Source organism: Vibrio sp. THAF190c (assembly GCF_009363355.1).
In the GTDB taxonomy this organism is placed as follows: Bacteria; Pseudomonadota; Gammaproteobacteria; order Enterobacterales; family Vibrionaceae; genus Vibrio; species Vibrio fortis_A.
In genome coordinates this window covers 3,125,065-3,145,659 of record NZ_CP045338.1, presented here as the reverse complement: position 1 = coordinate 3,145,659, position 20,595 = coordinate 3,125,065, and the positions used below count along the sequence as shown (strand labels likewise).

Annotated in this window: 9 protein-coding genes, 2 tRNA genes, 5 rRNA genes and 1 riboswitch; of the genes, 13 read left to right on the top strand and 3 right to left on the bottom strand. The window is 46.8% G+C overall.

What is annotated here, in order from left to right:
* Window positions 1–14 precede the first annotated feature (14 nt).
* The gene (gene dinF, locus FIV04_RS14255; RefSeq protein WP_152469429.1) at window positions 15–1,370 is read left to right on the top strand and encodes an MATE family efflux transporter DinF; all 1,356 of its coding nucleotides are present in this window, start codon (window positions 15–17) and stop codon (window positions 1,368–1,370) included.
* A gap of 154 nt (window positions 1,371–1,524) precedes the next feature.
* Here dinF and sthA read toward each other — a convergent pair whose 3' ends face one another.
* Window positions 1,525–2,925 carry a Si-specific NAD(P)(+) transhydrogenase gene (gene sthA, locus FIV04_RS14250; protein WP_150873361.1) on the bottom strand — a complete coding sequence of 467 codons (1,401 nt, stop codon included), beginning with the start codon at window positions 2,923–2,925 and terminating at the stop codon, window positions 1,525–1,527.
* 327 nt (window positions 2,926–3,252) lie between these two features.
* On the opposite strand from sthA, the gene fabR reads away from it, so the two are divergent.
* Window positions 3,253–3,894, top strand: a complete 642-nt coding sequence (fabR, locus tag FIV04_RS14245) for an HTH-type transcriptional repressor FabR (protein WP_032553397.1) — start codon at window positions 3,253–3,255, stop codon at window positions 3,892–3,894.
* Window positions 3,894–4,265 (top strand): YijD family membrane protein, encoded by a 372-nt coding sequence (locus tag FIV04_RS14240; RefSeq protein ID WP_032553398.1) that lies wholly within the window; start codon window positions 3,894–3,896, stop codon window positions 4,263–4,265. The genes fabR and FIV04_RS14240 overlap by 1 nt, the downstream gene beginning before the upstream one ends.
* Window positions 4,266–4,360: 95 nt before the next feature.
* On the opposite strand, the gene trmA is transcribed toward FIV04_RS14240, so the two are convergent.
* Complete coding sequence (gene trmA / locus FIV04_RS14235) at window positions 4,361–5,473, bottom strand: tRNA (uridine(54)-C5)-methyltransferase TrmA (RefSeq protein ID WP_150897424.1); 1,113 nt, start codon at window positions 5,471–5,473, stop codon at window positions 4,361–4,363.
* 154 nt (window positions 5,474–5,627) lie between these two features.
* Window positions 5,628–5,833: riboswitch (cobalamin riboswitch) on the top strand.
* Window positions 5,834–5,872: 39 nt separating this feature from the next.
* Between trmA and FIV04_RS14230 the strand changes: the two genes are divergently transcribed.
* Genes FIV04_RS14230 through murI form a run of 3 tightly spaced genes read left to right on the top strand, consistent with a single transcriptional unit; the run spans window position 5,873 to window position 9,213 of the window.
* Window positions 5,873–7,633, top strand: a complete 1,761-nt coding sequence (locus tag FIV04_RS14230; protein ID WP_152469428.1) for a TonB-dependent receptor — start codon at window positions 5,873–5,875, stop codon at window positions 7,631–7,633.
* 48 nt (window positions 7,634–7,681) lie between these two features.
* Window positions 7,682–8,353, top strand: coding sequence for an ATPase (locus FIV04_RS14225; protein ID WP_152469427.1), 672 nt, complete (start codon window positions 7,682–7,684; stop codon window positions 8,351–8,353).
* 59 nt (window positions 8,354–8,412) lie between these two features.
* A complete protein-coding gene (gene murI / locus FIV04_RS14220; RefSeq protein WP_152469426.1) occupies window positions 8,413–9,213 on the top strand; it encodes a glutamate racemase in 801 nt (266 codons plus the stop codon).
* On the opposite strand, the gene FIV04_RS14215 is transcribed toward murI, so the two are convergent.
* On the bottom strand, window positions 9,176–9,628 hold the full coding sequence (locus FIV04_RS14215; protein ID WP_032553404.1) for an RNA-binding protein: 453 nt from the start codon (window positions 9,626–9,628) through the stop codon (window positions 9,176–9,178). The two genes, murI and FIV04_RS14215, sit on opposite strands and share 38 nt — an antisense overlap.
* A 559-nt stretch (window positions 9,629–10,187) precedes the next feature.
* On the opposite strand from FIV04_RS14215, the gene FIV04_RS14210 reads away from it, so the two are divergent.
* The 7 genes from FIV04_RS14210 (at window position 10,188) to FIV04_RS14180 (ending at window position 20,502) form a co-directional block, all read left to right on the top strand.
* A 16S ribosomal RNA gene (locus tag FIV04_RS14210) occupies window positions 10,188–11,740 on the top strand.
* Window positions 11,741–12,042: 302 nt separating this feature from the next.
* Window positions 12,043–14,932, top strand: a 23S ribosomal RNA gene (locus FIV04_RS14205).
* A 94-nt stretch (window positions 14,933–15,026) separates the two neighbouring features.
* Window positions 15,027–15,142 (top strand): 5S ribosomal RNA (rrf, locus tag FIV04_RS14200).
* Between the two features lie 346 nt (window positions 15,143–15,488).
* Window positions 15,489–17,041: ribosomal RNA gene (locus FIV04_RS14195) — 16S ribosomal RNA — on the top strand.
* A 66-nt stretch (window positions 17,042–17,107) separates the two neighbouring features.
* A tRNA-Ile gene (locus FIV04_RS14190) sits at window positions 17,108–17,184 on the top strand.
* A gap of 40 nt (window positions 17,185–17,224) precedes the next feature.
* Window positions 17,225–17,300 (top strand) — tRNA-Ala (locus FIV04_RS14185).
* A 310-nt stretch (window positions 17,301–17,610) separates the two neighbouring features.
* Window positions 17,611–20,502: ribosomal RNA gene (locus FIV04_RS14180) — 23S ribosomal RNA — on the top strand.
* The 16S, 23S and 5S rRNA genes sit together here with 2 tRNA genes alongside, the layout of an rRNA operon.
* The last annotated feature ends 93 nt before the right edge of the window (window positions 20,503–20,595 follow it).

Genomic DNA, 20,595 nt, shown 5'->3' with positions numbered 1-20,595 from the left:
GCAAAGAGGTGATCGTGAAGCTATTTCTCCCCCAATCTATTGTTCAAACTCTAACGAATTTATCGGTTCACCAGCGAGTACTAATGCTCGCCATACCTATGGTTCTCTCCAATATAACCGTCCCATTGCTTGGTTTGGTTGATGCAGCTGTTATTGGTCACCTAGAGCATGCTTGGTATCTTGGTGGTGTCGCACTCGGTGGCACCATGATCAGTGTGACCTTTTGGCTACTTGGTTTTCTACGAATGTCGACGACGGGCTTGGCGGCGCAATCTTATGGAGCCAGCGATAATCAGCAATTAGGTTTGGTGTTCGTACAGGGCATTACCATGAGCTTGGGTTTTGCTGCCTTGTTTTTACTGCTGCATAGCATGATCGCTGAAGTGGTGTTTTCTTTAAGTAGCGCCAGCGATCAGGTGAAGTTTTATGGTGAGCAGTACTTTTCGATTCGTGCTTGGAGTGCTCCTGCAGCCCTGAGTAATTTTGTGATTCTTGGTTGGCTGCTTGGAACACAAAATGCCAAAGCGCCGATGTGGATGGTGATCATCACTAATGTCACCAATATTGTTTTTGATGTGGTGTTTGTAATTGGATTTGGTTGGCAAGTTGAAGGGGCCGCGTATGCTTCGGTACTTGCTGATTATATGGGACTGTTGTTTGGCTTGATATGTGTGGCACGTGTTTGGTCGAAGAGGCAGTTGCCAGCAATCTTGTCCTTGGTGAAACAGACCACTCAAGGGCTTTCTCGTTTCGTAAAACTTAATCGCGATATCTTTTTACGTTCTCTGTGCTTGCAAGCCACTTTTACTTTTATGACTTTCCAAGGCGCAAGTTTTGGCGATGATGTGGTTGCTGCCAACGCGGTACTGATGAGTTTCTTGATGATCATTTCTTATGGGATGGATGGTTTTGCCTATGCGATGGAGGCGATGGTAGGAAAGGCCATTGGTGCTAAAGATAAGCAAGAGTTGAATCAGTCTCTCGTAGGTACTTTTTTCTGGAGCTTAATCATTTGTCTTGGCCTGACGGCGGTGTTCATGATGCTAGGTAGCAACATGGTCAATATGATCACAACCATACCTGAGGTAAAAGCGCAGGCGATGATTTACTTACCTTGGCTCGTCGCAATGCCTTTGGTGTCGATGTGGTGTTTCTTATTAGACGGTATTTTTATCGGCGCGACCAAAGGAAAAGAGATGCGCAATAGTATGTTTGTTGCGACCTGCACTTTCTTCCTTATCTTCTTTTTAGCCTCATCGTTAGAGAACCATGCACTATGGTTAGCGATGATTTGCTTCATGGGAATGCGCGGAGTTGGGCTAGCGGTATTGTTTATTAGACAGTGGAAAAGGAATGAGTTTTTAGCTTAGTGTACAGATAGATAAGCATTTAGAATACCATGATCTAATTACTACCTGAGTGTTATTAAGTATTTGATTTCAAATAAAACAGCAAGCTTATGTGCTTGCTGTTTTAGTATTTGGCCTATAGGTGGTCAAATGCTCCTTGAGCTGTACATCCTACTTAAAACAAGCGGTTCAAACCATTAAGGGCTGCAACACGATAAGCTTCTGCCATGGTCGGATAGTTGAAGGTCGTGTTCACGAAATACTCGATGGTATTCGCTTCGCCTTTCTGCTCCATAATCGCTTGGCCGATATGAATGATTTCTGCAGCACGCTCACCAAACACATGGATGCCCAATATTTCCTTAGTTTCACGATGGAATAGAATCTTTAAGCTACCGATGTCTTTACCTGCAATTTGTGCACGGGCTAGGTGTTTGAATGAAGAGCGTCCAACTTCGTAAGGTACTTTGGCTGCAGTAAGCTCTTGCTCGGTTTTACCAACAGAGCTGATCTCTGGAATGGTGTAGATGCCGGTTGGGATATCTTCAATCAGGTGGCTTTCTGCTTCGCCTTTGACAATTGCTTGCGCTACAAATCGGCCTTGATCGTATGCGGCACTCGCTAGGCTAGGGTAGCCAATCACATCACCCACCGCATATACGTGGCTGACATTGGTTTGGTAGTTAGCGTTTACAGAGACTTGGCCACGTGAGTCTGCTTCCAAGCCAACCGCTCCAAGATTGAGTTTGTCGGTATTACCCGTTCGGCCATTTGCATAAAGCAGACAGTCAGCACGCATCTTCTTGCCTGATTCTAAGTGGATGATGACTCCATCGTCCGTACCCTCAATTCGCTCAAACGTTTCATCGTTGCGAATGACGACACCGCTATTCCAGAAGTGATAAGAGAGCGCATCAGACGTTTCATTGTCTAGGAATGACAATAGTCGGTCTCGAGTATTGATAAGATCTGTCTTTACCCCCAATCCGCGGAAGATAGATGCGTACTCACAACCGATAACACCAGCACCGTAAATGATGATGTGTTGCGGGTCGTGTTTCAGTGACAGGATGGAATCGCTGTCGTAGATACGCTCATGTAGGAAGTCGACATTTTCAGGCTGGTAAGGTCTTGAGCCTGTCGCAATAACAAACTTATCTGCGGAGTAGAGCTCTTCTGTACCGTCACTTTGCATCACAGAAACCGTGTTGCTATCAATGAAGCGCGCAGTACCAAAGACCAATGTGCATTGATTGCGATCGTAGAAGCCTTGACGAAGTCGCGTTTGCTTGTCGATTACAGATTTAGCGTGACCAAGAATGTCGGAGAAGGTGGCGTGGAGGCTTTTATTGTTTTGGCAAAAGAGTGGGTTGTTATTGAATTCGATAATACGACTAACCGCGTGTCGTAGTGCCTTCGATGGGATGGTACCCCAGTGAGTACATCCGCCGCCTACGCTACTTTCTTTTTCAATGATGGCTACATTCAACCCGGCTTTGGTTAATCCCATCGCTGCCCCTTCACCGCCGGGGCCACTACCAATCACGATCACATCAAAGTGGTTCGAATGCGACATAGAAATCTTCCTTGTTATATTTGTTTAACATTGCTTTAGCGAGATTTTAACTGATTCCGTTATTTGGTACATGAAAAGGGCATCAGAGAGTCGAGCTGATCACGCAGTGTTAAAGAAAAAGTCATATTTGGTATGTTGTATGTCTCCAAATTACAGCTCCGCGATTGAAATTTTGTTCTCGAACGTATTTACTTCGGTACGTGAACAAAGAGGGGTGTCTGATGTCATATAAAGCGAGAATTCCTTATAAAATAGAGTGATTCGCGTTATATTTACCTGAGTATTAGGCATGCCTGTTTAGGCTGTAAAAGAAGAAATTGATAAAGTATGAAACCAATGGGAATTCGCGCACAGCAAAAAGAAAAAACTCGTCGAAGCTTAATCGATGCTGCGTTCAGTCAGTTGAGTGCTGACCGTAGTTTTTCAAACCTGAGCTTAAGAGAGGTTGCTCGCGAAGCCGGCATTGCCCCAACTTCTTTCTATCGTCACTTCAAAGACATGGATGAACTCGGTTTGACCATGGTTGATGAAGGTGGCTTGTTACTGCGTCAGTTGATGCGTCAGGCAAGGCAACGAATCGTAAAAGAAGGCAGTGTTATCCGCACCTCGGTTGAAACCTTTATGGAGTTCATCGAAAGCAGTCCAAACGTATTTAGACTGTTATTGCGCGAACGTTCAGGAACCTCATTTGAGTTTCGAACAGCCGTCGCAAGAGAAATGCAGCACTTTGTTGCGGAAATGACGGAATATCTAATAGGTACGGGGATGACTCGTGAAGAGGCTTTTACCCAAGCAGAAGCATCAGTCACCTTGGTATTTAGTTCCGGCGCAGAAGCTTTGGATTTAAATAGCCGTGAGCGAGATGAACTTGCTGAGCGGTTGATTATGCAATTGCGAATGATAGCCAAAGGGGCTTATTGGTATCGCAAAGAACGTGAACGTAACCGACTAAAAGGCGGGATTGAATAATGTCGAATGAAAAGAATACTGTGAACCGCGGTTCAGAAAGAAAAACACTGGTACTGGCTCTTGTTGCGGGTGTCTGTGGTGACGCATTGTTATCTTGGGTAACGATGAGCGAAGTTGGTTTCTCTATTTTCCCTCTTATTGCGCTAGTACTGGCTGTTCAAGCTCTATACCAAGAGTACCTAGCAAACCCAGTATCTGAAGATATCCCACTAGTTGGCCTAGCGTGTTTCTTCGTTGGTGCATTTGGCCACTCGGCATTTGTGAAAGCACAACACCCAGAAGCTGGCTCTAACTTCTTTGCTATTATCGTGGCAATGCTGCTACTCGCATGGGTAGGTAAGAAACTAGGATTTATGTCTAAGTCAGCGTAACTTCAGCTGAATAGACAATAAAAAACGAGCCGCGTGGCTCGTTTTTTTGATTCAAGAACCGATCGTTAAGGTCGGTTCTTTTGTATCTATTGTTTCTATTTAGCTTTGCGCTCTAAGAACACACCAGCTTCCATGTGGTGGGTGTATGGGAACTGATCGAACAGGGCAAAACGCGTGATGTTGTGAGTTTCGCTCAGAATGTCCAAGTTCTCTTTTAATGTGTCTGGGTTACAAGAGATGTACATGATGCGTTCATAGCCTTGTACCATTTTACACGTATCAACATCCATACCTGATCGCGGTGGATCAACAAAGATCGTGTTGCAGTTGTAGCTCTTTAGGTCGACATTAGCTTGTTTTAGACGACGGAACTCGCGCTTACCTTCCATTGCTTCAGTAAAATCTTCAGCCGACATACGAATGATCTGAACGTTGTCGATGTTGTTTGCTGCAATATTGTATTGCGCAGAGTCTACAGATGGCTTAGCCAGCTCTGTTGCTAGTACTCGCTCGAAGTTTTGTGCCAGCGCTAAAGAGAAGTTGCCGTTACCACAGTACAGCTCAAGTAGGTCACCTTTACTTTCTTGAGTACAGTCTACCGCCCACTCCAGCATTTTTTCCGCAATCTTACCGTTAGGCTGTGTGAAGCTATTCTCTACTTGTTGGTAAATGTAGCTGTCGCCATTCACGTTAAGCTTTTCAATTACGTAGTCTTGGTCTAGCACAATCTTCATCTTACGTGCACGGCCAATCAGGTTTAGGTTGAAACCTTCGTCATTAAGTTGCTGCTTAAGTGCTTTTGCGTTTTCAATCCACTCTTCATCAAGTTGGCGGTGGTATAGAAGCGATACAAGTACTTCACCACTTAGGGTTGAAAGGAAGTCCACTTGGAATAGCTTGTGACGTAGTGAAGGGTTGCCTTTCATCGCTTCCATTAGTAGTGGCATTAGGTCGTTGATAAGACGGCTTGCTGCTGGGAACTGATCAACGCGATATTTCTCTTTGGTTTCTTGATTGAACATCACGTAGTACATGTCATCACCTTCATGCCACACGCGGAATTCTGCACGCATGCGGTAGTGCTGTTCTGGTGATTCATACACTTCTAATTCAGGCACATTGTATTGTGAGAACATCTCAGTCAGACGCTCGGTCTTTTCTGTCAGTTGTTCTTGGTAGCGTTGCGGGTTTACATCTAAAGTCGCCATTGTTATGCCTTTTGCTGTGGTGCGTTCAAATCAAGAGCGCAGATTTTATTCAATCACAGCCTCTTGTCCAGTGTTGAGAGCCATTACCTGTAAATTGGCCATGAAAACTATAGCTTATAACTATCTTAGACTAGACAAATTACCCATAGGACAATAGTATCCTTCACAAGCTGGTGCCATTTAGATGTATAGATGGCTGAAAAGGGAATCTGGTGTAAATCCAGAACTGACGCGCAGCGGTAAAAGAGAACGAGTATTCACCAAGACACTGCATATAGGATTATGTGGGAAGTCGAATATTAGGTAACCACTAGGTTGAGCTCTTGAGTCCGAATACCTGCCAGCAGCTAAGTCACAATATTTGGCTTGGTAGGAATTTACGCGATTTAGGATCACAATATGAACAAGTCCCTTTTAGCGATAGCTGTAGCGTCGCTGCTTTCACCTATCTCCAATTTACACGCCCAAGAAGCCTCTGCCGATGAAACCATGGTGGTGACGGCGAACCGTTTTGAGCAAAGTGTTGACTCTTTAATTGTTCCAGTAGAAGTTATCTCGAAAGAAGAGATAGAGCTTATTCAAGCAAAAAGCTTGACTGAAGTTTTAAAGCGTCTACCTGGCATTCAGATATCATCAAATGGTGGTTATGGGCAGAAACAAAGTATCTTTGTCAGAGGTGCAGAATCTGACCATGTATTGATTTTGATTGATGGTGTTCGTTTTGGCAGTGCAACCGCAGGTGGGGCTCCTATTTCAGCTATCCCAATCGGTGGTGTTGAGAGAATTGAGTACTTAAGAGGTGCCCGTGCTTCGTTATATGGCTCGGATGCTATTGCTGGTGTGATAAATATCATTACATCAAACACACGTAGCGAAAATGTTTTGAGCGCAACAACTGGCTCGGATTCATATCATCAAGGTCAGGCGTTCTTTTCGGGTTTGTTAACCGACAAGCTACATGCCTCTTTATCACTTAGTGCATTAAACAATGATGGATTTTCCGCTCAACCGACTGCTGGTAATGAAGATGCAGACGCCTATCGCTCAAGAGATTTGGCAATGACTCTTCGATATCAAGCTACGGAAAAATCTTCGTTATCAATAAATGCTTTGATTCATGATGGTGATGTAGAATATGACCCAGCGGATTCTTCAAATGAAGAAAAGTTCTACAATGTATCTGCGGCATACGATTATACCAACGACCAATTGAAGTCTAAATTGACTTTATCTTCCAACCGAGAAAATACATTCTATCCATCGTTCAACGGCACTTATCAAACGGATAGAGTAGCAGCAGCTTGGGATAATCTTTTTTCAATTAATGAGAACCTTAAGTTAGGTGGTGGAGTTGATTGGTATAGAGATGATGTATCTGAGACATCTACTGCTTATGATGAGACAAAACGCTCAAATACAGCATTGTACTTGAGTGGATATTATAGCTCTGAACAATTCGCAGTTGAGAGCTCGGTACGTGCTGATGACAACGAGCGCTACGGTTCATATACGACTTGGCAATTGGGCGCTGCGTATTCGCTAAATGAGACGTATAAACTGAGTAGCAACGTGGGTACTGGTTTTAAAGCTCCCACATTTAATGACCTTTATTATCCAGGGGCGGGTGATCCTAACTTGGAGCCTGAAGAATCAACAAACTATGAAGTGGCTGTTGATGCGAGTTATGAGTACTTAGACCTACGTGTCGCGGCTTATAAAAATGATATTAAGAATCTGATTTCAGGCTGGCCACCGCAGAACATTGGTAAAGCCGAGATTGAAGGGGTTGAAATTGTAGGTCTATTTGATACTGGTCCTCTTTCTCATCAAGTTATTCTGGACTTTATGGATCCTGTTGATAAGAGTGATAACAGTCAGTTGATCCGTCGAGCTAAACAGAACTACAAGTGGAATATGTCTTATTCTTACCAGCAATTAGATGCTGAGTTGAGCTACTTATACCAAGGCAAGCGCTACGATAGCGGTGACGTTGTTCTAGATTCTTATTCTTTATTTGATTTGGCATTGACCTATAACGTTACTGAGGCTGTAAAAGTGCGTGGCAAAATCGCGAACTTATTTGACGAAGAGTATCAACTGGCAAATGGGTACAACACTCAAGAACGAAGCTACTTTGGCACTGTAGAGTATCGCTTTTAAATTTTAAACCGCCCTCGGGCGGTTTTTTCTTATCGATAGATATCCAATATGAAAAAGAAAGTCATCATCAGTTGGTCTTCTGGCAAAGACTCTACGTTAACCCTCGAACGCCTACTAGAAAGTCCTGACTATGAAGTGGTTGCTCTATACACAACTTATGTCGGTGACGAAGTACCTTTTCAAGCAACCCCAAGAGAAGTCGTCGCAATGCAGGCGGACCTGCTTGGTTTGCCTGTCATCATGATTGAGCTGCCGGAAGTGTTCCCATCAAACGACATTTATCAGAGCACCATTGTTAATGCACTGAAGCAATCGAGTTTAACCATTGATGCGGTCGCATTTGGCGACATGTTTTGTAATGGCATTGCTGACTATCGTCGAAGCTATATTGAACAGGCTGGTTGGGAGTGTGTATTCCCACTGCTTGGAGAGGAGAGCAGTCAACTGGCCGATGAGATAATAGAGAGAGGCATCGAAACCTTCTTAGTGACTATCGATACCAATGCTTTGTCCGCAGAGTATTGTGGGCAAGCTTATACAAAGTCATTGTTAGAGAACCTTCCCAACGGTGTTGACCCTTGCGGAGAGGATGGAGAGTTCCACACGTTAGTAACTAAAGCACCATCATTTAATGGGGCAATAAAGGTTTCATTGCTTGAAGTCGATAGGGGGGAACGTTTCGTACATCAACGTTACTTGGCTAACATAAGCCGTGACTAAGTTGGCGAATAATAAGTGAAGGGGTATGATTGCTGCGAACTTTCTTATAGGTAGATGCAGTGTTGGGCGAGCAACAAAAAAACATACTGGTATTTGATTCGGGAGTCGGAGGCTTATCTGTCTATAAAGAGATAAACAAACTACTACCGAACCATAACTATATCTATGCTTTCGATAATGAAGCCTATCCCTATGGTGAATTGGCACAGCAGGTTCTAATTGAGCGAGTTGAGCAAATTGTCGCTAGCTTTATTAAAAGCCACTCTATCGATATCGTAGTGATTGCGTGTAATACCGCAAGCACCATTGTTCTTCCAACCTTGCGTGCCAATAATACGATTCCAATCGTTGGTGTCGTTCCGGCGATCAAGCCTGCATCTCTTATGGCAAACAAAGCGGTTGGTCTGATTGCCACGCCAGCAACGATTACTCGTCAATATACTCATGATCTGATCAAAAGCTTTTCTAGTGATAAGCACGTTGAACTATTGGGTTCGACAAAGCTGGTGGATATGGCAGAAGAGAAATTACGTGGGGAGCTCGTTAACCTCGAAGAGTTAGCTCAAATTCTCAGTCCAATGATGAATCTTGTAGATGTCGCTGTATTAGGGTGTACGCATTTCCCATTAATAAAAGAAGAGATCCAGAGCGTAATGGGAGCGGATGTCATGCTAGTGGACTCAGGCAATGCAATCGCCAAACGTGTCCAAAGCCTATTAGCAGTCGAAAGTGAAGATAAAGTGGTGGGAATAAGAGAGGTATATTGTAGTGCACCTCTAAGAAAAGAAAGTGCACTCAATAGAACATTAAAAGAAATGGGTTTTATGCCTGTTCAGATCCGTCCGCTTCAGGGTGCTTAGGGTCATTTGCGATACGTACCTTCAATGTACGCTGCATATAGTCTTTATCATTTAAGCTAGCAATGGCGTTATTGACATCGTTGCTAGCCATCACAACAAAGCCAAATCCTCTTCTTTTACCTGTGCGCTTATCTTTCATTAGTCTTACGGCAAATACTTCACCGTGTTCAGAGAAAAGTTCGCGAACATGTGATTCGTTGGCTTTATATGGAAGGTTACCCACGTATAGGGTTTGAGTTGAAGCTTTAGGTTCTGAATCTGATTTTGTGTCTGAGCCTGAAAGGTTAAGAATAAAAGCTGAAGCCAAGACACCGAGAACGAAAGTAATTGCAGGCGATATATCAACCTGTGAAAACACAATGCCGCCTAATACAGCCAGTGCGACAATTAACAACATCGATTTTTTTGAATTCATATCGGATTACTACATATTAATAAACGAAATAGACGCATCTACTATTAACAAAATAGACACATGAATCTTACGTTCATGGTTTGTATTTTTCCAATGTATTGCTGTGATGCGTCTCAAATGTTTAGTTTTTATTCAAAATAAGCGCATTTGATGGCTTTTTAGTCGAACGAAATTTTTATTTAAAAAAGCCCTTGCGCTCCATTCGAATCTCTCTATAATGCCGCCTCACCGACACGGAGTGAGACGAAAGTCACACACTGGAATCGGTAGAGAAAAAAGAGTTTGAAAATAACCCTTGACTCTCAAAACGGTGCGAGTATAGTACGCACCCCTAGCGATTGAGATATAAATCACAAAACGCTAGAAGCTCTTTAAAAATTAGAACCTATCAATCTGTGTGGGCACTCGTTGATGAATATCAAAATAGAAACTTCGGTTTCAATTTGATTTCAATGAACTGAGTGACCAATTCGAATCGTAAGATTCGGCACAGTCAATTCACAGTCACTATTCGTAAGAATAGGGAATGTAATCAGTATTCATTGAGTCACAAAATCTTAAATTGAAGAGTTTGATCATGGCTCAGATTGAACGCTGGCGGCAGGCCTAACACATGCAAGTCGAGCGGAAACGAGTTATCTGAACCTTCGGGGAACGATAACGGCGTCGAGCGGCGGACGGGTGAGTAATGCCTAGGAAATTGCCTTGATGTGGGGGATAACCATTGGAAACGATGGCTAATACCGCATGATGCCTACGGGCCAAAGAGGGGGACCTTCGGGCCTCTCGCGTCAAGATATGCCTAGGTGGGATTAGCTAGTTGGTGAGGTAATGGCTCACCAAGGCGACGATCCCTAGCTGGTCTGAGAGGATGATCAGCCACACTGGAACTGAGACACGGTCCAGACTCCTACGGGAGGCAGCAGTGGGGAATATTGCACAATGGGCGCAAGCCTGATGCAGCCATGCCGCGTGTATGAAGAAGGCCTTCGGGTTGTAAAGTACTTTCAGCAGTGAGGAAGGGGGTGTCGTTAATAGCGGCATCTCTTGACGTTAGCTGCAGAAGAAGCACCGGCTAACTCCGTGCCAGCAGCCGCGGTAATACGGAGGGTGCGAGCGTTAATCGGAATTACTGGGCGTAAAGCGCATGCAGGTGGTTTGTTAAGTCAGATGTGAAAGCCCGGGGCTCAACCTCGGAACTGCATTTGAAACTGGCAAACTAGAGTACTGTAGAGGGGGGTAGAATTTCAGGTGTAGCGGTGAAATGCGTAGAGATCTGAAGGAATACCAGTGGCGAAGGCGGCCCCCTGGACAGATACTGACACTCAGATGCGAAAGCGTGGGGAGCAAACAGGATTAGATACCCTGGTAGTCCACGCCGTAAACGATGTCTACTTGGAGGTTGTGGCCTTGAGCCGTGGCTTTCGGAGCTAACGCGTTAAGTAGACCGCCTGGGGAGTACGGTCGCAAGATTAAAACTCAAATGAATTGACGGGGGCCCGCACAAGCGGTGGAGCATGTGGTTTAATTCGATGCAACGCGAAGAACCTTACCTACTCTTGACATCCAGAGAACTTAGCAGAGATGCTTTGGTGCCTTCGGGAACTCTGAGACAGGTGCTGCATGGCTGTCGTCAGCTCGTGTTGTGAAATGTTGGGTTAAGTCCCGCAACGAGCGCAACCCTTATCCTTGTTTGCCAGCGAGTAATGTCGGGAACTCCAGGGAGACTGCCGGTGATAAACCGGAGGAAGGTGGGGACGACGTCAAGTCATCATGGCCCTTACGAGTAGGGCTACACACGTGCTACAATGGCGCATACAGAGGGCGGCCAACTCGCGAGAGTGAGCGAATCCCAAAAAGTGCGTCGTAGTCCGGATTGGAGTCTGCAACTCGACTCCATGAAGTCGGAATCGCTAGTAATCGTAGATCAGAATGCTACGGTGAATACGTTCCCGGGCCTTGTACACACCGCCCGTCACACCATGGGAGTGGGCTGCAAAAGAAGTGGGTAGTTTAACCTTCGGGAGGACGCTCACCACTTTGTGGTTCATGACTGGGGTGAAGTCGTAACAAGGTAGCCCTAGGGGAACCTGGGGCTGGATCACCTCCTTATACGAAGATATTCACGATAAGTGTCCACACAGATTGATGGTTTTGAAGCGAAAGCTTCGAGCTATTATTGCTCTTTAACAATTTGGAAAGCTGACTGATTTAAATAACAAGTTATTTAAATCAAATTAAAAGTTCTCAATGTTTATCCTTTGGATAAACACAACACAAACACAACACAAACACATTCAAGTGTCTTGTATTCAAAATTGAGTCCGGCAAACACGTAATAAGAATTAACCCTTCTTGTTACAACCAAAAACCTTGGTGATTTATCATCAACTCGAAACTTCTTCGGGTTGTATGGTTAAGTGACTAAGCGTACACGGTGGATGCCTTGGCAGTCAGAGGCGATGAAGGACGTATTAACTTGCGATAAGCCCAGATTAGGTAGTAAAAACCATTTGAGTCTGGGATTTCCGAATGGGGAAACCCACTTACATAAGTAAGTATCTTGTTGTGAATACATAGCAGCAAGAGGCAAACCGGGGGAACTGAAACATCTAAGTACCCCGAGGAAGAGAAATCAACCGAGATTCCGAAAGTAGCGGCGAGCGAAATTGGATTAGCCCTTAAGCTTTTAATGATGCAGGTGAAGAGTCTGGAAAGTCTCGCAATAAAGGGTGATAGCCCCGTAACCGACACATCATAATCAGTGAAATCGAGTAGGGCGGGACACGTGATATCCTGTCTGAATATGGGGGGACCATCCTCCAAGGCTAAATACTACTGACTGACCGATAGTGAACCAGTACCGTGAGGGAAAGGCGAAAAGAACCCCTGTGAGGGGAGTGAAATAGAACCTGAAACCGTGTACGTACAAGCAGTAGGAGCCCTTCGAGGGTGACTGCGTACCTTTTGTATAATGGGTCAGCGACTTATATTCAGTGGCAAGGTTAACCGTTTAGGGGAGCCGTAGGGAAACCGAGTCTTAACTGGGCGTTCAGTCTCTGGATATAGACCCGAAACCAGGTGATCTAGCCATGGGCAGGTTGAAGGTTGAGTAACATCAACTGGAGGACCGAACCGACTAATGTTGAAAAATTAGCGGATGACTTGTGGCTAGGGGTGAAAGGCCAATCAAACCTGGAGATAGCTGGTTCTCCCCGAAAGCTATTTAGGTAGCGCCTCGGACGAATACTACTGGGGGTAGAGCACTGTTAAGGCTAGGGGGTCATCCCGACTTACCAACCCTTTGCAAACTCCGAATACCAGTAAGTACTATCCGGGAGACACACGGCGGGTGCTAACGTCCGTCGTGGAGAGGGAAACAACCCAGACCGCCAGCTAAGGTCCCAAAGTATAGCTAAGTGGGAAACGATGTGGGAAGGCTCAGACAGCCAGGATGTTGGCTTAGAAGCAGCCATCATTTAAAGAAAGCGTAATAGCTCACTGGTCGAGTCGGCCTGCGCGGAAGATGTAACGGGGCTAAGCTATACACCGAAGCTGCGGCTGCATACTTTAGTGTGCGGGGTAGGGGAGCGTTCTGTAAGCCGTTGAAGGTGGTCTGTAAGGGCTGCTGGAGGTATCAGAAGTGCGAATGCTGACATGAGTAACGATAAAGGGAGTGAAAAACTCCCTCGCCGGAAGACCAAGGGTTCCTGTCCAACGTTAATCGGGGCAGGGTAAGTCGACCCCTAAGGCGAGGCCGAAAGGCGTAGTCGATGGGAAACGGGTTAATATTCCCGTACTTCTTACAATTGCGATGGGGGGACGGAGAAGGCTAGGTGGGCCTGGCGACGGTTGTCCAGGTTCAAGTACGTAGGCGGAAGAGTTAGGTAAATCCGGCTCTTCATTAACGCTGAGATACGATGTCGAGCCACTACGGTGGTGAAGTCATTGATGCCATGCTTCCAGGAAAAGCCTCTAAGCTTCAGATTGTAAGGAATCGTACCCCAAACCGACACAGGTGGTCGGGTAGAGAATACCAAGGCGCTTGAGAGAACTCGGGTGAAGGAACTAGGCAAAATGGTACCGTAACTTCGGGAGAAGGTACGCTCTTATCGGTGAAGTCCCTCGCGGATGGAGCTGACGAGAGTCGCAGATACCAGGTGGCTGCAACTGTTTATTAAAAACACAGCACTGTGCAAAATCGTAAGATGACGTATACGGTGTGACGCCTGCCCGGTGCCGGAAGGTTAATTGATGGGGTTAGACTTCGGTCGAAGCTCTTGATCGAAGCCCCGGTAAACGGCGGCCGTAACTATAACGGTCCTAAGGTAGCGAAATTCCTTGTCGGGTAAGTTCCGACCTGCACGAATGGCGTAATGATGGCCACGCTGTCTCCACCCGAGACTCAGTGAAATTGAAATCGCTGTGAAGATGCAGTGTACCCGCGGCTAGACGGAAAGACCCCGTGAACCTTTACTACAGCTTGGCACTGAACATTGACCCTACATGTGTAGGATAGGTGGGAGACTTTGAAACCGCGTCGCTAGATGTGGTGGAGTCGTCCTTGAAATACCACCCTTGTAGTGTTGATGTTCTAACGTTGGTCCCTGAATCGGGATTACGGACAGTGCCTGGTGGGTAGTTTGACTGGGGCGGTCTCCTCCCAAAGAGTAACGGAGGAGCACGAAGGTGGGCTAATCACGGTTGGACATCGTGAGGTTAGTGCAATGGCATAAGCCCGCTTGACTGCGAGAATGACAATTCGAGCAGGTGCGAAAGCAGGTCATAGTGATCCGGTGGTTCTGAATGGAAGGGCCATCGCTCAACGGATAAAAGGTACTCCGGGGATAACAGGCTGATACCGCCCAAGAGTTCATATCGACGGCGGTGTTTGGCACCTCGATGTCGGCTCATCACATCCTGGGGCTGAAGTCGGTCCCAAGGGTATGGCTGTTCGCCATTTAAAGTGGTACGCGAGCTGGGTTTAGAACGTCGTGAGACAGTTCGGTCCCTATCTGCCGTGGGCGTTGGAAGATTGAAGGGGGCTGCTCCTAGTACGAGAGGACCGGAGTGGACGAACCTCTGGTGTTCGGGTTGTCATGCCAATGGCATTGCCCGGTAGCTAAGTTCGGAATCGATAACCGCTGAAAGCATCTAAGCGGGAAGCGAGCCCTGAGATGAGTCTTCCCTGGCGCTTTAAGCGTCCTAAAGGGTTGTTCAAGACTAGAACGTTGATAGGCAGGGTGTGTAAGCGCTGTGAGGCGTTGAGCTAACCTGTACTAATTGCCCGTGAGGCTTAACCATACAACACCCAAGGGGTTTTGATGGACTCAAAGATACAAACGCTTGAATGAGTTTGAAGAGAACAAGAAACAGCTTTCCAGATTTTAAGAATTTGCTTGGCGACCATAGCGTTGTGGACCCACCTGATTCCATGCCGAACTCAGAAGTGAAACGCAATAGCGCCGATGGTAGTGTGGGGCTTCCCCATGTGAGAGTAGGACATCGCCAGGCTTTAATTTCGACTTTGCTTAGTATCTAAGCAAGTCACCATAAAGTTCTAACCTTTGCTTTTAGATTTTCAAAATCTGAAGGAAAAAAGATAGAGTTTTATGTTGACTTACAGAGTCAATCGCGTATTATACGCATCCGCTTCAACGCTAAAGCGTTGATAGCAAAGCTCTTTAACAATTTAAACCTATCAATCTGTGTGGGCACTCGTTGATGAATATCAAAATAGAAACTTCGGTTTCAACTTGATTTCAATGAACTGAGTGACCAATTCGAATCGTAAGATTCGGCACAGTCAATTCAACATTACTATGTAATGTAATCAGTATTCATTGAGTCACAAAATCTTAAATTGAAGAGTTTGATCATGGCTCAGATTGAACGCTGGCGGCAGGCCTAACACATGCAAGTCGAGCGGAAACGAGTTATCTGAACCTTCGGGGAACGATAACGGCGTCGAGCGGCGGACGGGTGAGTAATGCCTAGGAAATTGCCTTGATGTGGGGGATAACCATTGGAAACGATGGCTAATACCGCATGATGCCTACGGGCCAAAGAGGGGGACCTTCGGGCCTCTCGCGTCAAGATATGCCTAGGTGGGATTAGCTAGTTGGTGAGGTAATGGCTCACCAAGGCGACGATCCCTAGCTGGTCTGAGAGGATGATCAGCCACACTGGAACTGAGACACGGTCCAGACTCCTACGGGAGGCAGCAGTGGGGAATATTGCACAATGGGCGCAAGCCTGATGCAGCCATGCCGCGTGTATGAAGAAGGCCTTCGGGTTGTAAAGTACTTTCAGCAGTGAGGAAGGGGGTGTCGTTAATAGCGGCATCTCTTGACGTTAGCTGCAGAAGAAGCACCGGCTAACTCCGTGCCAGCAGCCGCGGTAATACGGAGGGTGCGAGCGTTAATCGGAATTACTGGGCGTAAAGCGCATGCAGGTGGTTTGTTAAGTCAGATGTGAAAGCCCGGGGCTCAACCTCGGAACTGCATTTGAAACTGGCAAACTAGAGTACTGTAGAGGGGGGTAGAATTTCAGGTGTAGCGGTGAAATGCGTAGAGATCTGAAGGAATACCAGTGGCGAAGGCGGCCCCCTGGACAGATACTGACACTCAGATGCGAAAGCGTGGGGAGCAAACAGGATTAGATACCCTGGTAGTCCACGCCGTAAACGATGTCTACTTGGAGGTTGTGGCCTTGAGCCGTGGCTTTCGGAGCTAACGCGTTAAGTAGACCGCCTGGGGAGTACGGTCGCAAGATTAAAACTCAAATGAATTGACGGGGGCCCGCACAAGCGGTGGAGCATGTGGTTTAATTCGATGCAACGCGAAGAACCTTACCTACTCTTGACATCCAGAGAACTTTCCAGAGATGGATTGGTGCCTTCGGGAACTCTGAGACAGGTGCTGCATGGCTGTCGTCAGCTCGTGTTGTGAAATGTTGGGTTAAGTCCCGCAACGAGCGCAACCCTTATCCTTGTTTGCCAGCGAGTAATGTCGGGAACTCCAGGGAGACTGCCGGTGATAAACCGGAGGAAGGTGGGGACGACGTCAAGTCATCATGGCCCTTACGAGTAGGGCTACACACGTGCTACAATGGCGCATACAGAGGGCAGCCAACTTGCGAGAGTGAGCGAATCCCAAAAAGTGCGTCGTAGTCCGGATTGGAGTCTGCAACTCGACTCCATGAAGTCGGAATCGCTAGTAATCGTAGATCAGAATGCTACGGTGAATACGTTCCCGGGCCTTGTACACACCGCCCGTCACACCATGGGAGTGGGCTGCAAAAGAAGTGGGTAGTTTAACCTTCGGGAGGACGCTCACCACTTTGTGGTTCATGACTGGGGTGAAGTCGTAACAAGGTAGCCCTAGGGGAACCTGGGGCTGGATCACCTCCTTATACGAAGATATTCACGATAAGTGTCCACACAGATTGATACGGTTTAGAAAGTTAAGAGACGATATTGGGTCTGTAGCTCAGCTGGTTAGAGCGCTCGCCTGATAAGCGGGAGGTCGGTGGTTCAAGTCCACTCAGACCCACCACTATCTTTTCCCAGAGATAGCGGTCAATATCGATTTCGTTGGGGCTATAGCTCAGCTGGGAGAGCGCCTGCCTTGCACGCAGGAGGTCAGCAGTTCGATCCTGCTTAGCTCCACCATCTTTAAGCGCATTAGCGATAGTGCTTTTAAACATGGTTCAGAAATGAATCTGCTCTTTAACAATTTGGAAAGCTGACTGATTTAAATAACACAGTTATTTAAATCAAATTAAAAGTTCTCAATGTTTATCTTTTAGATAAACACAACACAAACACATTCAAGTGTCTTGGCTTTTTGTCTTCACTTTTAAAAAGTGAAAATAAAGAGAAAAAATTGAGTCCGGCAAACACGTAATAAGAACTAACCCTTCTTATTACAACCAAAAACCTTGGTGATTTATCATCAACTCGAAACTTCTTCGGGTTGTATGGTTAAGTGACTAAGCGTACACGGTGGATGCCTTGGCAGTCAGAGGCGATGAAGGACGTATTAACTTGCGATAAGCCCAGATTAGGTAGTAAAAACCATTTGAGTCTGGGATTTCCGAATGGGGAAACCCACTTACATAAGTAAGTATCTTGTTGTGAATACATAGCAGCAAGAGGCAAACCGGGGGAACTGAAACATCTAAGTACCCCGAGGAAGAGAAATCAACCGAGATTCCGAAAGTAGCGGCGAGCGAAATTGGATTAGCCCTTAAGCTTTTAATGATGCAGGTGAAGAGTCTGGAAAGTCTCGCAATAAAGGGTGATAGCCCCGTAACCGACACATCATAATCAGTGAAATCGAGTAGGGCGGGACACGTGATATCCTGTCTGAATATGGGGGGACCATCCTCCAAGGCTAAATACTACTGACTGACCGATAGTGAACCAGTACCGTGAGGGAAAGGCGAAAAGAACCCCTGTGAGGGGAGTGAAATAGAACCTGAAACCGTGTACGTACAAGCAGTAGGAGCACCTTCGTGGTGTGACTGCGTACCTTTTGTATAATGGGTCAGCGACTTATATTCAGTGGCAAGGTTAACCGTTTAGGGGAGCCGTAGGGAAACCGAGTCTTAACTGGGCGTTCAGTCTCTGGATATAGACCCGAAACCAGGTGATCTAGCCATGGGCAGGTTGAAGGTTGAGTAACATCAACTGGAGGACCGAACCGACTAATGTTGAAAAATTAGCGGATGACTTGTGGCTAGGGGTGAAAGGCCAATCAAACCTGGAGATAGCTGGTTCTCCCCGAAAGCTATTTAGGTAGCGCCTCGGACGAATACTACTGGGGGTAGAGCACTGTTAAGGCTAGGGGGTCATCCCGACTTACCAACCCTTTGCAAACTCCGAATACCAGTAAGTACTATCCGGGAGACACACGGCGGGTGCTAACGTCCGTCGTGGAGAGGGAAACAACCCAGACCGCCAGCTAAGGTCCCAAAGTATAGCTAAGTGGGAAACGATGTGGGAAGGCTCAGACAGCCAGGATGTTGGCTTAGAAGCAGCCATCATTTAAAGAAAGCGTAATAGCTCACTGGTCGAGTCGGCCTGCGCGGAAGATGTAACGGGGCTAAGCTATACACCGAAGCTGCGGCTGCACACTTTAGTGTGCGGGGTAGGGGAGCGTTCTGTAAGCCGTTGAAGGTGGTCTGTAAGGGCTGCTGGAGGTATCAGAAGTGCGAATGCTGACATGAGTAACGATAAAGGGAGTGAAAAACTCCCTCGCCGGAAGACCAAGGGTTCCTGTCCAACGTTAATCGGGGCAGGGTAAGTCGACCCCTAAGGCGAGGCCGAAAGGCGTAGTCGATGGGAAACGGGTTAATATTCCCGTACTTCTTACAATTGCGATGGGGGGACGGAGAAGGCTAGGTGGGCCTGGCGACGGTTGTCCAGGTTCAAGTACGTAGGCGGAAGAGTTAGGTAAATCCGGCTCTTCATTAACGCTGAGATACGATGTCGAGCCACTACGGTGGTGAAGTCATTGATGCCATGCTTCCAGGAAAAGCCTCTAAGCTTCAGATTGTAAGGAATCGTACCCCAAACCGACACAGGTGGTCGGGTAGAGAATACCAAGGCGCTTGAGAGAACTCGGGTGAAGGAACTAGGCAAAATGGTACCGTAACTTCGGGAGAAGGTACGCTCTTATCGGTGAAGTCCCTCGCGGATGGAGCTGACGAGAGTCGCAGATACCAGGTGGCTGCAACTGTTTATTAAAAACACAGCACTGTGCAAAATCGTAAGATGACGTATACGGTGTGACGCCTGCCCGGTGCCGGAAGGTTAATTGATGGGGTTAGACTTCGGTCGAAGCTCTTGATCGAAGCCCCGGTAAACGGCGGCCGTAACTATAACGGTCCTAAGGTAGCGAAATTCCTTGTCGGGTAAGTTCCGACCTGCACGAATGGCGTAATGATGGCCACGCTGTCTCCACCCGAGACTCAGTGAAATTGAAATCGCTGTGAAGATGCAGTGTACCCGCGGCTAGACGGAAAGACCCCGTGAACCTTTACTACAGCTTGGCACTGAACATTGACCCTACATGTGTAGGATAGGTGGGAGACTTTGAAACCGCGTCGCTAGATGTGGTGGAGTCGTCCTTGAAATACCACCCTTGTAGTGTTGATGTTCTAACGTTGGTCCCTGAATCGGGATTACGGACAGTGCCTGGTGGGTAGTTTGACTGGGGCGGTCTCCTCCCAAAGAGTAACGGAGGAGCACGAAGGTGGGCTAATCACGGTTGGACATCGTGAGGTTAGTGCAATGGCATAAGCCCGCTTGACTGCGAGAATGACAATTCGAGCAGGTGCGAAAGCAGGTCATAGTGATCCGGTGGTTCTGAATGGAAGGGCCATCGCTCAACGGATAAAAGGTACTCCGGGGATAACAGGCTGATACCGCCCAAGAGTTCATATCGACGGCGGTGTTTGGCACCTCGATGTCGGCTCATCACATCCTGGGGCTGAAGTCGGTCCCAAGGGTATGGCTGTTCGCCATTTAAAGTGGTACGCGAGCTGGGTTTAGAACGTCGTGAGACAGTTCGGTCCCTATCTGCCGTGGGCGTTGGAAGATTGAAGGGGGCTGCTCCTAGTACGAGAGGACCGGAGTGGACGAACCTCTGGTGTTCGGGTTGTCATGCCAATGGCATTGCCCGGTAGCTAAGTTCGGAATCGATAACCGCTGAAAGCATCTAAGCGGGAAGCGAGCCCTGAGATGAGTCTTCCCTGGCGCTTTAAGCGTCCTAAAGGGTTGTTCAAGACTAGAACGTTGATAGGCAGGGTGTGTAAGCGCTGTGAGGCGTTGAGCTAACCTGTACTAATTGCCCGTGAGGCTTAACCATACAACACCCAAGGGGTTTTGATGGACTCATAAGATACAAACGCTTGAATGAGTTTGAGAGAACAAGAAACAGCTTTCCGAATTTTAAGAATTT